10 protein-coding genes are annotated in these 13657 nt (G+C 72.7%); 2 read left to right on the top strand and 8 right to left on the bottom strand.

From position 1 onward, the window contains the following. Positions 1 to 33: 33 nt before the first annotated feature. The 4 genes from ACFYVL_RS27030 to ACFYVL_RS27045 all read right to left on the bottom strand — a co-directional run bounded on the left by ACFYVL_RS27030 (position 34) and on the right by ACFYVL_RS27045 (position 6243). A complete protein-coding gene (locus ACFYVL_RS27030) occupies positions 34 to 1680 on the bottom strand; it encodes a sensor histidine kinase (protein ID WP_389249155.1) in 1647 nt (548 codons plus the stop codon). Positions 1681 to 1836: 156 nt separating this feature from the next. Next, positions 1837 to 3861 carry a M4 family metallopeptidase gene (locus ACFYVL_RS27035; protein ID WP_389249158.1) on the bottom strand — a complete coding sequence of 675 codons (2025 nt, stop codon included), beginning with the start codon at positions 3859 to 3861 and terminating at the stop codon, positions 1837 to 1839. 1019 nt (positions 3862 to 4880) lie between these two features. Then, on the bottom strand, positions 4881 to 5450 hold the full coding sequence (locus tag ACFYVL_RS27040) for an NADPH-dependent FMN reductase (RefSeq protein ID WP_389249161.1): 570 nt from the start codon (positions 5448 to 5450) through the stop codon (positions 4881 to 4883). A 169-nt stretch (positions 5451 to 5619) separates the two neighbouring features. Beyond that, positions 5620 to 6243: a YitT family protein gene (locus ACFYVL_RS27045; RefSeq protein ID WP_389249163.1), complete on the bottom strand. Its 624-nt coding sequence runs from the start codon at positions 6241 to 6243 to the stop codon at positions 5620 to 5622. Positions 6244 to 6329: 86 nt separating this feature from the next. Here ACFYVL_RS27045 and ACFYVL_RS27050 point away from each other — a divergent pair, with 86 nt between their 5' ends. Then, the gene (locus ACFYVL_RS27050; protein WP_389249165.1) at positions 6330 to 6833 is read left to right on the top strand and encodes a MarR family winged helix-turn-helix transcriptional regulator; all 504 of its coding nucleotides are present in this window, start codon (positions 6330 to 6332) and stop codon (positions 6831 to 6833) included. A 44-nt stretch (positions 6834 to 6877) separates the two neighbouring features. Here the strand turns inward: ACFYVL_RS27050 and ACFYVL_RS27055 are convergent, their stop codons facing one another. Continuing rightward, complete coding sequence (locus ACFYVL_RS27055) at positions 6878 to 7603, bottom strand: response regulator (RefSeq protein ID WP_389249236.1); 726 nt, start codon at positions 7601 to 7603, stop codon at positions 6878 to 6880. Positions 7604 to 7680: 77 nt separating this feature from the next. Further along, positions 7681 to 8907, bottom strand: a complete 1227-nt coding sequence (locus ACFYVL_RS27060; protein WP_389249168.1) for a sensor histidine kinase — start codon at positions 8905 to 8907, stop codon at positions 7681 to 7683. A gap of 166 nt (positions 8908 to 9073) precedes the next feature. On the opposite strand from ACFYVL_RS27060, the gene ACFYVL_RS27065 reads away from it, so the two are divergent. Beyond that, positions 9074 to 9502: a DUF4190 domain-containing protein gene (locus ACFYVL_RS27065; protein WP_389249170.1), complete on the top strand. Its 429-nt coding sequence runs from the start codon at positions 9074 to 9076 to the stop codon at positions 9500 to 9502. Between the two features lie 100 nt (positions 9503 to 9602). Here ACFYVL_RS27065 and ACFYVL_RS27070 read toward each other — a convergent pair whose 3' ends face one another. Both ACFYVL_RS27070 and ACFYVL_RS27075 read right to left on the bottom strand, forming a co-directional pair. Then, positions 9603 to 11438, bottom strand: coding sequence for an ABC transporter ATP-binding protein (locus tag ACFYVL_RS27070; RefSeq protein WP_389249238.1), 1836 nt, complete (start codon positions 11436 to 11438; stop codon positions 9603 to 9605). Positions 11439 to 11464: 26 nt separating this feature from the next. After that, positions 11465 to 13537, bottom strand: a complete 2073-nt coding sequence (locus tag ACFYVL_RS27075) for an ABC transporter ATP-binding protein (RefSeq protein ID WP_389249172.1) — start codon at positions 13535 to 13537, stop codon at positions 11465 to 11467. Positions 13538 to 13657: the final 120 nt, after the last annotated feature.

The following is a 13657-nucleotide window of genomic DNA, read 5'->3' on the forward strand; positions in this document are numbered from 1 at the left end:
CCTGGTGCGCTGACGGCGGGGTGCGGCCGGGCCTCACGGCCGTGGCCGGTTCTCCTCGTTCGGCACGTCGTCCACCAGGGCCTTCGCGCTGAGCACCTGGCCCGTGAAGCACAGCCGGTACACCGGCAGCGGCTCGTAGCGGTCGTAGCGGTAGTACACGCAGTCGTCGGCCCCGGCCGGTTCGGGGCCGACGCCCGCCGGGGGCCCGTCCAGCGGATGGTCGGGCAGCCGGTGATCCAGCACCGCCCGCCGGTCGCCGACCTGCACCTCCTTGAACAGGTCGCCGTCGAGCACCGCCCGCGACTGGCTGTACTGCTGGAAGACCAGCATCAGCACACCGAGCACCGCGAACACCGCCGCCGGAGCCACGACCGCCTGCACCAGACCGCGCCGCACCCGCCGCCTCGCGGCACTCAACTCCCGCGCCGCCGTGGCCGACCGGTCGGGCACCGGCGGTACGGGCCCGCCCGCCCTGGGCAGCGTCGCCCGCACCCGGAACCCGCCGTCCCCCGTGGGCCCGTGGCTCAGCGTGCCGCCCGCCAGCCGGACCCGCTCGTCCAGCCCGACCAGACCGGTGCCGCCGCGGGCCGTCCCACCCGGCCCACCCGGCCCGGCGGAAGCGGCCTCCCCGGCCCGCGGGTTGACCACCTCCACCCGGATGCCGCCCGCCGCCCGCCCCGCGTCCCCGCCCGCCCCGGCGGGCCCCCGCCCGTCCCCGTCCGGGGCCACCGTGACCCGTACCGGCGCACCCGGCGCGTGCTTCGCCGCGTTGGTCAGTGCCTCCTGCACGACCCGGTGGGCCGCCCGGTCCGCCATCGGCGCCAGCCCCCGCAGCTGCTCCTCACCCACCAGCTCGGCCTTCAGCCCCGAGCGCCCGGCCCGCTCCACCAACGCCGCCACCGTCTCGTCGGCCGGTGTGGTCGGCGCGTGCTCCTCGTCGGTGCGCAGTACGCCGATGATGTCCCGCAGCCGGGCCGTGGCGTCCGCCGCCGCCTGCCGCAGCTCGCCGGCCGCCGCCCGTTCGGCGGCCGGCAGACCGGGGCTGACCTGGAGGGCGGCGGCCCGTACCGCGATCAGGGAGAGTTCGTGGCCCAGCGAGTCGTGCATGTCGCCCGCGATCCGGGACCGTTCGCGCAGCCGCTCCCGGTCGGCGACGGCCCGCTGCTCGCGCTCCATCCGGTCGGCGAGCTCCCAGCCGTTGGCGACCATCCCCGCGTACTGACGTACGAACCTGCCGATCAGCCAGGGGATGACCGCCTGCAGCACCAGCGTCGTCAGCTGCGCGAACCACACCCACAGGGTGTCGTCGAAGGAGGTGCTCCAGACCAGTCCGGCCAGGGCGTACCCGGCGAAGACCAGCACGGTCGGCCACACCCGTGCGGCACGCCGCCCCACCAGGAACGCGAAGAGACACATCGCGGCCGTGTACGTCGGCGAGAACAGCTCGGGGCTGCGGGAGGCGCTCCACACCACCGCCACCGTCAGCGACACCAGCGGCCACTTCCGGCACAGCAGCACTCCGGCGCCGAGCGAGAGGACGCCGCCGACCACCAGGGGCCACGGCTCGCCCTCGTAGGGGCTCTCCTTCATCAGGACGAAGCAGCTCAGGAACGCCCACAGGAGGGCGTCGAGCACCCACTCGCGGCGGTGCTCCCGGCGCAGGGAAGCTGTCACGCGCATGCCGCCAGCTTGCCGGACGCTCCCGCCCGGCGGCACTGACGAAAGTAAGAGCCTGCGCCGGGTCCCGGAAGCCAGTGGTGCCCGGGACCGCCGACGGCCCCGGGCACCACTGTCACTTCGGTTGCTGCTCATGCGCCGCGCGGGGCGGGCACCGGATCAGAAGGTGAGCTTCCACCCGTTGATGTAGCCGGTGTCCTGCGCGGCCTTGTCCTGCACCTTGAGCTTCCAGGTGCCGGCGGCCAGCTCGGAGGAGGCGTTGACCGTGAACTGCTGCTTCACGTTGTCCGCCGAGTCGCCGGAGCTGGTGTTCTTCAGCAGGTAGACGGTGCCGTCCGGGGCGACCAGGTCGACCCGCAGGTCACCGCGCCAGGTGTGGACGATGTCCACGTCCACCTTCAGCGTGGCCGGGGCGTTGCCCGTCTTGGTGACCGCGATCGAGGACGTCACGGCCGCGCCGTTGTCCGGGATCGCCACGTCGGTCTGGTTCTCGAAGACGGAGCCGCCCGGGTCCGGGTCGCCGCCGCCGGGACGGGACCCGACGTTGATGGCGGCCCAGGCGTTCTCCACGCCCTTGACCTCGGCGCTGTTCGCGCCGTACAGCTCGGTCGCCGCGGCCACCGTGCCGACACGGGCGTTGGCGTAGTTGGTGCTGGCCGTGAACTTCGTGGTCAGCGCCTTGAACCAGATCTTCTCGGCCTTGTCGCGGCCGATGCCGACGACCGGCTTGCCGTCGGAGGTCGGGGAGTCGTACGAGACCCCGTTGATGACCTTCGCGCCGCTGCCCTCGGACAGCAGGTAGAAGAAGTGGTTCGCCGGACCCGAGGAGTAGTGGACGTCGATGTTGCCGATGCCCGAGTACCAGGCGTCCTTCGACGCGCCGTCCTTGGACGGCTTGTCCATGTAGCGCAGCGGGGTGCCGTCGCCGTTGATGTCGATCTTCTCGCCGACCAGGTAGTCGCCCGGGTCCTTCGGGTTGTTGGCGTTGAACTCGACGGCCGCCGCGAAGATGTCGGAGGTCGCCTCGTTCAGGCCGCCGGACTCACCGCTGTAGATCAGCTTGGCGGTCGCCGCGGTGACGCCGTGCGTCATCTCGTGCGCGGCCACGTCGATCGAGGTCAGCGGCTTCTGGTTGCCCTCGCCGTCGCCGTACGTCATGCAGAAGCAGGAGTCCTGCCAGAAGGCGTTGACGTAGGCGTTGCCGTAGTGGACGCGGGAGTACGCGCCGACGCCGTCACCGCGGATGCCGGTGCGCCCGTGCACGTTCTTGTAGTAGTCCCAGGTGAGCTGGGCGCCGTAGGCGGCGTCCGCGCCCGCGGTCTCCCGGTTGGAGGGAGCACCGGTGCCCCACGTGTCGTCCGGACCCGAGAAGAGGGTGCCGGTGCCCGACGAACCACCGTTGAGGTCGTACGTCTTGTGGTTGCCGCGCCCGCCGTCGGTGAGGTTGTACGTCGAACCCGACTGCGTCGAGCCGACGGTGACCTGACCGCTGTACTGGGTGTTGCCGACGCCGTTCTCCACGGCCTGCCACTCGAAGAGCTTCTTGCCGGTGGCGGCGTCGGTGATGACGTGCAGCTCGTTGGGGGTGCCGTCGTGCTGGAGCCCGCCGACGACCGTCTCGAACGCGAGGACCGGCGCGCCGGTGCCCATCCAGACGACCTGGCGCGGGGCCATCGACGCCTTGCTGTCCTTGGACCCCTCCGCCTTCGCGAGACCGAGTGCCTGCTTCTCGGCGGCGGCCGGGGCCACCTTCGGGGCGGCGGCGATGCCCTGGAGCTTGGCGGTGGTGGAGCGGGAGACGCCCTTGGTCGTGGCGGCCTTGTCCTTCTTGACGATCAGGTCGCCGCCGAGGACGGGCAGCCCGTCGTAGGTGCGCTCGTAGCGGGTGTGCGTGGTGCCATCCAGGTCCTGGGCGACGTCACGGACCACGAGGGCTTCCTTGGCGCCGAGGCCGAGCTCCTTGGCGGTGGCCGCCTTGGTCTCGTTGGCCTTGGCGATCAGCGCCGCACGCTGGGCGGGCGTCAGCTTCGCGGGCGTGGCGCCCGGGTTGGCCTGCGCCGCGGCCGGAGCTGCGGGCCAGCCGATGTCGGCCGAGGCGGATCCGGTCTGGACGCCTACGAGCAGCGCCGCGGCGGCGAGCAGAGCGCCGGTCGCGGTGGCGCGCTTACGGTGCGTGGATCTCACGCGGACTCCTTCTGCGAGGGGGGTTCCGACCGGCTGGGTGAGGCCGGCGGGGCTGAGCTGTGCAGAGCAGGCAGAGCAGTTGGTGCGCGTGGTGCACGGTCTTCCGCGGTGCTGAGTGCTCCGCGGAACGACGGAAGAGTGGCAGTTGGTTGGACGTGCTGTCAGGAGCGCGTCAACAAGTTGGCCGGATCCATGTCCTTGGGCGGACGGCCATGTTCGGTATGCGGATTGTTTGCCCGTGCGTAAGACAAAGGTGCGTGGGCGGTGCCGAACGGGCCGGTCGGGCCTTTGCCGGGGCCCCGTGCGGACCGCGCCATCGCAAACGGGGGCGCGCGGAAAACGGGACAGCGGTGGGCGGACCGCCCGCCTCCACGGGGCGGACACGGGAGGGGCGGGTGGCCGGTTTCCTGTGGTGGGTGTGATGGGGGTGGGGTGTGGTGCGACCTTCCTGAAAAGGTTGTAACCACCCTCGGGCGGCGGTGCCGCACCCCCCCCGCCCCGCCTCCTTGGGCGGCGGGGCCGCCCCCCGGGGGGCGGGACGGGCGGGCAAGGGGGCGGCCCCCGGCGGAGCCGCACCCCTGTGCCCCGGTCCCGCCCGGCCCCGGCCCGGGTCCCGCTCCGCACCCAAGTGGCCCGCTGCGCGGAGCTTCACCCCACCCCGCCCCTTCCCGAAACCGGGGCTCCGCCCCGGGCCCCGGGTGGCGGGCCCGCCGAGGGAGAGTGCGTACCGCGCGGGAGGAGTGGGGTTGCTCGCGCAGTTCCCCGCGCCCCTGAAGGGCGCGTCACGCTCGCGCCCGCGTGGCGGTAGGCGCACATTGGTACAGCCCCACGCCCCTGACGGGGCGCGTGCTCGTGCCCGCGCGGCGGTAGGCGCACATTGGTACAGCCCCGTGCCACTGAAGGGGCACGCGCCCCGCGGCGGTAGCCGTACCGTGGGGCAGGACCGGGGGCCTGAAGGGCGCGCCCCGTGCGGCGGGGCCGCAGATGAGATGGACGCACCCCCCGCCGGCACGATTCGCTCAGACTCCCGCCTCCACCGGCACCCCCACCAGCGACGCCACCTCGTCCAGCACCGCGTCCGCCCCGGCCCGTACCTCCTGGCTCGCCTCGAAGGTTCCCGCCGTCCGGTCCACCAGGCCCTCGATTCCGGCCACCGACAGCGTCGCCGTCGTCGGGCGCAGTCCGACCCGCTCCAGTACCGGCCGGATCATCGTGATCGCCGGGGCGCCGCCCGAGGGGCCCGCGCTGTAGCTGACCAGGCCCACCGGCTTGTCCTGCCACTCGGCGTAGAGCGAGTCGATCGCGTTCTTCAGCGGGGCGGTGAACCCGCCGTTGTACATCGGCATCACGAAGACGAACGCGTCCGCCGGCGAGATGGTCGCACTCCACTGCTGGGTGTGCGGGTGGGCGTACCGGCCCGTCGACGGGTACTCCGGCTCGTCCAGCAGCGGCAGTCCGACCTCCGCGAGGTCGATCGTCGTCACCTCGAATTCCGGCCGCTGGGCGGCGAGTTCGGCCACCCAGTGGGCCAGCGGTCGGCCGGAGGAGGTGGGACGGGTGCTGGCGGCGATCACGTACAGGCGAGACATGGGTGTTCCTTTGTGTGAAGTGGAGTGAGGCGAAGTGGAGTGAGGCGAAGTGGAGTGGAGTGAGGCGAAGTGGAGTGGAGTGAGGTGGTGTGAGGTGACGTGGTTAACGACGTTCGGTGGTCGGGGGAATGGGGTTGGGGAGAGGGGAAGAGGGGCGTGCCCGCCGCGTTCACCGCCGCGTCAGCGTGAACCGCCTCAGTGCCGGCTGCGTCAGCGGCCCGATCGTCGCGGCGAACAGCACCGTCCCGACCCCCACCGTTCCGCCCAGCAGCCACCCCGCCACCAGCACCGTCAGCTCGATGCCCGTGCGGGCCACGCGGATCGAGATGCCGTGCCGGGCCAGGCCCGTCATCAGGCCGTCGCGCGGCCCGGGGCCCAGTCCCGCGCCCACGTACAGGCCTGTGGCCAGCGCGTTCAGCAGGATGCCGGAGACCAGCAGTGCGATCCGCAGGGCCGTGCTGTCCACGGACGCGGGCAGCATCCGCAGCACCCCGTCCGCGACCAGGCCCACGACGACGATGTTGAGCACCGTGCCGACGCCCGGCCGCACCTTCAGCGGTATCCACGCCAGCAGCACCAGCGCGCCTACCCCGGCCACCACCAGGCCCAGTGAGATTCCCGTGCTGCGCGAGAGTCCCTGGTGGAGCACGTCCCAGGCGGAAGCGCCCAGCCCCGCCGCGATCATCAGCGCCATGCTGATGCCGAACAGGACCAGTCCGAACGTCAGTTGCGCCGACCTGCGCTGCCAGGAGGCGCCGCCCGGAGTCCGTCGACTGCGGTCTGGGCGAGCCACGGTGCCTCCATATGGTTGACGTGTCACTCATTACGTTAGAGGTCGGTTCGGTGACGTGTCAATCAATTCTCGGTACGCTGTCGTACGTGACCACCGACGCCCCCCGCTGGCTGACCGACGCCGAACAGCGCACCTGGCAGGCCTACCGCCGCATGCAGTTGCTCCTCGGTGCGCAGGTCTCCCGCGACCTCGCCCGCGACAGCGGACTCTCCGACGCCGACTACGACGTCCTCTCGCACCTGAGCATGACCGAGGAGCGCGGCTGCCGGGTCAGCGACCTCGCGGCCCGGATGCTCTGGTCGCGCAGCCGCCTCTCGCACCACCTGACCCGCATGCAGCAGCGCGGCCTCATCGTCCGCAAGGGGAGCGCGAGCGACGCGCGGTGCGCCGAGATCACCCTCACCGACGAGGGGCTGCGCACCCTGGAGGCGGCGGCCCCGCTCCATGTGGAGTCCGTACGGCGCCACTTCATCGACCTGCTGACCCCCGAACAGCACGCCGCGTTCGCGGAGATCGGCGAAGTCGTCGTACGCCACCTCTCGGACGGCGCCGAACCCCGGCCGCCGAAGAAGCGCGCCGCCGACCAGTAAGCCCCCCCGGCACCTGCGCCGCCCCGCCCCGTCCCGGTCGTGCGTCAGCCGGTGAGGCCCGGTACCACCAGGCCCGATTCGTACGCGATCACCACCGCGTGCGTCCGGTTCTGCGCGCCGAGCTTGGCCAGTACGTTCCCGACGTGCGTCTTCACCGTCTCCGGGCTCACCGTCAGCGACTGCCCGATCTCCGGGTTGGACAGGCCGGTGGCCATCAGCCGCAGTACCTCCTCCTCCCGCTCCGTCAGCGCCGCCCTCGGCAGTGCCTCGGCGGAGCCCAGCGGGCGGGCGGCGACCATCCGGCGCAGGGCCGCCGGGAAGAGGATCGCCTCTCCCGCAGCCACCACGCGCACCGCCTCGGCGATCTGCCGCACCGGAAGCCGCTTGAGCACGAACCCGCTGGCCCCCGCACCGAGCGCCGCCGTGACGTAGCCGTCGTTCTCGAAGGTGGTGATCATCACGACCTTCGGCGGCCCGGCCGGCCGGGCCGGGTGGGCGAGGAGGTGCCGGGTGGCCTCGATCCCGTTGCGCCGCGGCATCCGTACGTCCATCAACACCACGTCCGGCCGCAGCAGCTCCACCTGCTCGACCGCCTCGACGCCGTCGGCGGCCTCGCCGACCACCGTGATTCCCGGCTGCGCCGAGAGCAGGGTGCGCAGACCGCTGCGGGTCACCTCGTCGTCGTCCGCGATCAAGAGGGTGACGGGCGCACCGGCGGGGGAGGAGCCGCCGCCCGGCGGAGCGGCCGAGCCCGCGCCGGGGCCGCTCATGCCGACATCCGTGCCGGGGCTGCTCGTGCCGACATCCGCGCCGGGGCCGCTCGTGCCGATACCCGTGCCAGTGCCGCTCATGCCGACACCCGCACCGGCAGCCGTACCGACAGCCGCCACTGCCGGGGGCCGTGGGGGCCGACCTCGATCTCGCCGTGCAGCAGCCGCACGCGTTCCGCGAGGCCGGGCAGCCCGTGCCCGGAGGTCCGGAAGGCGCCCGTACGCGTGCCCCCGCCCGCCCCGTTGACCACAGCCAGTTCGAGGCAGTCCGGCAGGACCGCCACCCGGACCCCGATCGGGCCGTCCGCCCCGTGCCGCAGCGCGTTCGTCAGCCCTTCCTGGAGAATCCGGTACGCGGCCCGGGAGAGCGTCCCCTGCACCTGCGCCAACTCCCCGGACAGCGTCACGTCGAGGACCGCGCCCGCGTGCCGCAACCGGTCGAGCAGGTCGGGCAGATCGGCCAGGGACCTGGTCGGCGCCGTCTCCGCCGCCTCCTCCTCCCGCAGCACACCCAGTACGTAGTCCAGGTCCTCCAGCGCCGCCCTGGCCGACTTCTCGATGCTGCGCAGCGCGGCCCGCGCCGCCACCGGGTCCGCGGACATCACCTCGCCCGCGACCGCCGCCTGGATCGTGGTCGCGGTCAGCGTGTGCCCGATCGAGTCGTGCAACTCGTGGGCCAGCCTGTTGCGTTCGGCCAGCCGCTGCTCCCGCTCGGCCAGCAGCGCGAGCCGCTCGCCCGCCGAAGGGCCCAGCAGCCGCGGCGCCAGCCACCGCAGCGCGCCCGTCACCAGCCCGCACACCACCGCCGCGAGCAGCAGGCAGCCGAGCGCCAGCACCCAGTTCCGCCATCCCCCGTCGGACCGCAGCGAGAGGCCGAACAGGCTCAGCCCCGCTTCGGCGCCGAGCCGGCCCCCGGGCAGCGTGATCCCCATGAGGACCAGCACGCCGCTCGTCAGCGCCCCCGCCCACCCCAGCACCACGTGCAGCAGCAGCCACAGGGGAGTCCGCCAGCGGTCCGCGCCGGACGGCACGGCGGCGGGGTCCGGCAACGGCACCCTCAGCAGGGGGCGGGCGCACGCGATCAGCGCCCGGCGCACCGGACGGACCAGGCCCACCGCGCCGATCAGCACCGCCCAGAACAGGAGCACCAGGGCGGCCTGCGCCCCGTAGGGGGCGGACGGCCACGCCAGTGCGGGCAGCATCGCGAGAGCCAGCAGCGGAAGGCCCGCCAGCGCGCCGCAGTAGGCGAACAGCATTCCCGAATAAGTGGAGCCGCGCAGCAACGGCCGAATTCCCCTGAACATGATTTTCCCATTATCGCCGGACGGTTCCCGGCGGCCTCCCCCGATCGGGGGAGGGAATTCTCCCGCCTTTCCGTGATGTGCGTCCACGGCCGCGAAGTCAGGATCGTGCCCTGAGAACTCGTGCCCTGAGAACTCGTGTCCTGAGAAGTCGACCGGAGGAAGAACGATGAACACGCACGGAATGCCGAACACGCACGGAACGGCGGGCGCCCGGGGAACGCTGAGCGCCTGGGGAACGGCGAGCAGCCCCGGCACGGCGGTGCCGCCGCACCGCACCGCACCCGCCAACGGCCTGGCCCGGACCGCCCTGGTGCTCGGCGTCGTCGGCCTGAGCACGTCGATCTTCGTCATCGGCGGACTGGTCGGCGGCATCGGTCTGGTGCTGGGCGTCGTCGCGCTGGCGACGGCCGGGCGGACCGGCACCGGCCGGGGCAGGGCCCTCGCCGGTGTGGTGACGTCGCTCATCGCGATCGTGGTGTCCGCCCTGGCCGCCGCCCTCTTCGTCTGGTACGCCGACAAAACGCAGGAGTGCTACCGGCCCGACAGTTTCCAGCAGTACAAGAACTGCGTCCACAAGCAGTTCACCGGGAATTGACGCGGAATCGGGAAGCGCCCCGCGAAATGCGGGAAGGGGCTTCCCGGTCCCGGCATTCCCGGTGCAACTGCCGGGCCGCGCGGACGGCCCGCCGCTGCCGTCACACCAGGCTGTCCCGCCACGCCCGGTGCAGGTCCGCGAACCGGCCCTCGCCGCCGATGAGTTCGGCCGGGGCGCCGTCCTCGACGATCCTCCCGTGCTCCATCACCAGCACCCGGTCCGCGACCTCGACCGTGGACAGCCGGTGTGCGATCACCACGGCGGTACGGCCGTGCAGCACCGTGTGCATCGCGCGCTGCACCGCCCGTTCGCCCGGGATGTCCAGCGAGCTGGTCGCCTCGTCGAGGATCAGTACCGCCGGGTCGGCGAGCAGCGCCCGCGCGAAGGCCACCAACTGCCGCTGGCCCGCGGAGATCCGGCCGCCCCGCTTGCGTACGTCCGTGTCGTAGCCGTCGGGCAGCCCCATGATGAAGTCGTGCGCGCCGATCTCCTTCGCGGCCTGCTCGATCTCCGCGCGGCTCGCCTCCGGGCGGCCGATCGCGATGTTCTCGGCGACCGTCCCGGAGAACAGGAACGCCTCCTGGGTGACCATGACGACCCCGCGCCGCAGCTCGGGGACGGACAGCTCGCGCAGGTCGGTGCCGTCGAGCAGCACCCGGCCCTCGGTCGGGTCGTAGAACCGGGCCAGCAGCTTGGCCAGCGTCGACTTGCCCGCGCCGGTCGAGCCGACCACCGCGACCGTCTGTCCCGCGCCCAGCGTCAGGTCGAAGGCGGGCAGCACCTCGCCGCCGGTCCGGTAGGCGAACCGCACCCCGTCGAACTCCACCTCGCGGCCCGGGTGCGCGGAGTCCTGCACCGGCAGCGGGCGCGGCTCGGCCGGCTCCGGCACCGTCGGGGCCTGGGCCAGCAGCCCCGCGATCTTCTCCAGCGAGGCGGACGCCGACTGGAAGGAGTTGAGGAACATGCCGAGCCGGTCGATCGGGTCGTACAGCCTGCGCAGGTACAGGACCGCGGCGGCCAGCACGCCCAGCGCGAGGGTGTCGGAGGCGACCCGGTAGGCGCCCCACAGGACGATGCCCGCGACGGCCGTGTTCGCGACCAGGCGCGAGCCGACGACGTAGCGGGCCATCTCCAGCAGCGAGTCGCCGTTGGAGATCTCGTGCTTGCGGTTGAGAGCGGCGAAGGCCTCGTCGTTGGGCCGCTCGCGGCGGAAGGCGCGGACCGGTCGGATGCCGTTGAGGGTCTCCGCGAACTTCACGATCACCGCGGCGATGGCGGACGAACGGTGGCTGAAGACGACCCCGACCCGCCGCTGGTACAGCCGCACCAGCAGGTACAGCGGTACGAACGAGGCGACCGCGACCGCGCCCAGGCCCAGGTCCAGCCAGAGCAGCAGCACCGAGATGGACACGAAGGACAGGACGACCGCGATCAGTTCCTGGAGGCCCTCGGAGAGCAGCTCGCGCAGCGACTCCACGTCGGTGGTGGCCCGGGAGATGAGCCGCCCCGAGGTGTAGCGCTCGTGGAAGTCGACGCTGAGCGCCTGCCCGTGCCGGAAGATCCGGCCGCGCAGGTCGAGCAGGACGTCCTGGTTGACGCGCGCGGAGGTGCGGAAGAAGGCGTACTGGAGCGCGCCGGAGGCCACCGAGCAGATCAGGTAACCGACGCCGACCGCGATCAGCGGGCCGTGGTCGTGGTCGCGGAAGGCGGGGACGCCCCGGTCGATGGCGTACGCGACGAGCAGCGGACCCGCCTGGATGGCGGCCTGCTGGAGGAGGAGGAAGAGCGCCGAGAGGGCCACGTACCCGCGGCGCGGACGCAGCAGCGAACCCAGCAGCCGCCAGGTCGCGCCGGGCGGGGACGGCAGTTCGTCCTGGTCGAAGGGGTCGACGGCCAAAGCCGAGGCGGCGGCACCGGCCGCCCGGTCGGGGGCCACGGGCGGCTTGCCCTGGTCGATGGTGGTCACGCGTCCGCTCCCTCGTGCAGGCTCTTGTCGGCGGTGGTCTTCGCCCGCTCACCGGAACCAGGTGATCCGGTCTCCGGTCCGCCGGGTTCGGGCGATTCCGTCTCCCGGGCACCGGTTGTCGGCCCGTCCGGCTCCTGTGCACCCGACATCAGCCAGGCGTACTCGGCGTTGTCCCGCAGCAGTTCGTGGTGGGTGCCGACGGCGGCGATCCGGCCGCCGGACAGCAGCGCCACCCGGTCGGCGAGCATCACCGTGGACGGGCGGTGCGCCACCACCAGCGCGGTGGTGTCGGCCAGCACGCGCCGCAGCGCCGCCTCCACCAGGGCCTCCGTATGGACGTCGAGAGCCGACAGCGGATCGTCGAGCACCAGGAAGCGCGGCTTGCCCACCACCGCGCGGGCCAGCGCGAGACGCTGCCGCTGGCCCCCGGAGAGGCTCAGCCCCTGCTCGCCGACCTCGGTGTCCGCGCCCTGGGGCAGCTTGTGCACGAAGTCGGCCTGGGCGATGCCCAGCGCGCGCCGCAACTCCTCGTCACCCGCGTCCGGACCCGCGCCCATCAGCACGTTCTCGCCGACCGTCGCCGAGAAGAGGGTCGGTTCCTCGAACGCCACGGCCACCAGCTCGCGCAGCTCGGCGCGCGGCATCGTGTCGATGTCCCGTCCGTCGAGCGTGATCCGGCCGCCGGTCCGCTCGTGCAGCCGCGGCACCAGCGCGGTGAGCGTCGTCTTGCCGCTGCCGGTCGCCCCGACCAGGGCGAGCGTCTCACCGGGCCGGATGTGCAGATCGATGCGCTCCAGCAGGGGTACGGAGTCGGCGGGCGCGTCCGGGTAGCGGAACTCCACTCCCTCGAACCGCAGACCACCGGACGCCTCGGACCCGCCGGCCGCCGCGGTACCACCCTCCGTACCAGCCCCGGTTCCCGTACCGGCCCCGGCCTCCACATCGGCCCCGCCTTCCGCGCCGGCCCCGGCTTCCGCACCGGCCCCGGCGGTGCCCGCACCCGGCTCCGCGCCCTCCGGGTCCGTCTCCTGCGGCGAGTCCAGCACCTCGAAGAAGCGGTCCGTCGCCGTCGCCGCCTCCTGGCTCATCGCCAGCAGGAACCCGATCGACTCGATCGGCCAGCGCAGCGCCAGTGCCGTCGACAGGAACGCCACCAGCGTGCCCGCCGACAGCCCGCCGTCCGCCACCTGGATCGTGCCGAGCACCAGCGCCGCACCGATCGCCAGCTCCGGGATGACCGTGATCAGCCCGAGGATCCCCGCCAGCAGCCGGGCCTTGACCAGCTCCGTACCGCGCAGCCGCTTCGACAGCTCGCGGAACGCCTCCGCCTGCGCCCGGTGCCGGCCGAAGCCCTTGATGATGCGGATGCCGAGCACGCTCTCCTCGACGACCGTCGTCAGGTCGCCCACCTGGTCCTGCGCCTTGCGCGACACCAGCGCGTACTTCTTCTCGAAGAGCGCACACAGGATCATCAGCGGGATCACCGGCACCATCAGCACCAGGCCCAGCGTCCACTCCTGCATCAGCAGGATCACGAAGCCCACCAGGATCGTCGTGCCGTTGACGATCAGGAAGGTCAGCGGGAACGCCAGGAACATCCGGATCAGCATCAGGTCGGTGGTGCTTCGCGACAGCAGCTGCCCCGAGGCCCACTTGTCGTGGAACGCCATCGGCAGCCGCTGCACATGCCGGTAGAGATCGGCGCGCAGCCCCGCCTCCACCCCGGCGAGCGGACGCGCGACCAGCCACCGCCGGAACCCGAAGAGCGCGGCCTCCAGGATGCCGAGGCCCAGCAGCGCGCCGGCCCCCAGCCAGACACCGCCCGGGTCGCGGTCGGCGATCGGACCGTCGACCATCCACTTCAGGACCAGCGGGATGACCAGGCTCAGACACGACGCGACGATCGCGATGACCGCCGCGCTGCCCCAGCGGGCCCGGACGGGTCTGACGTAGGGCCACAGGCGCAGCAACGAGCGCACGGCGGAGCGCTTCTCAGGCTTCTCCTGGCGCGTCCGGCGCGCGTCCGGTATTTCGGTGGTGGGCTCGGGGGATGTGCGTGTATCGGTCATCGGACCTGAGCCTACGATTCGCCCACGCCGGGGCCCAGTGAGTATTCGGGGGCGCAGGGCAGCACGCCCCGGCCCGGCCAGGCGAGCCGGTACGCCCGGCCCCGCTCCGTACTCCTGCCC

It is taken from the genome of Streptomyces sp. NPDC004111, assembly GCF_042874215.1.
GTDB lineage: Bacteria > Actinomycetota > Actinomycetes > Streptomycetales > Streptomycetaceae > Streptomyces.

Coding starts and splice junctions, on each gene's coding strand:
- ACFYVL_RS27030 (WP_389249155.1), bottom strand. CDS start 1,680: ATGCGCGTGACAGCTTCCCTGCGCCGGGAGCACCGCCGCGAGTGGGTG.
- ACFYVL_RS27040 (WP_389249161.1), bottom strand. CDS start 5,450: ATGTCTCGCCTGTACGTGATCGCCGCCAGCACCCGTCCCACCTCCTCC.
- ACFYVL_RS27055 (WP_389249236.1), bottom strand. CDS start 7,603: ATGAGCGGCCCCGGCGCGGGCTCGGCCGCTCCGCCGGGCGGCGGCTCC.
- ACFYVL_RS27060 (WP_389249168.1), bottom strand. CDS start 8,907: ATGTTCAGGGGAATTCGGCCGTTGCTGCGCGGCTCCACTTATTCGGGA.
- ACFYVL_RS27065 (WP_389249170.1), top strand. CDS start 9,074: ATGAACACGCACGGAATGCCGAACACGCACGGAACGGCGGGCGCCCGG.
- ACFYVL_RS27075 (WP_389249172.1), bottom strand. CDS start 13,537: ATGACCGATACACGCACATCCCCCGAGCCCACCACCGAAATACCGGAC.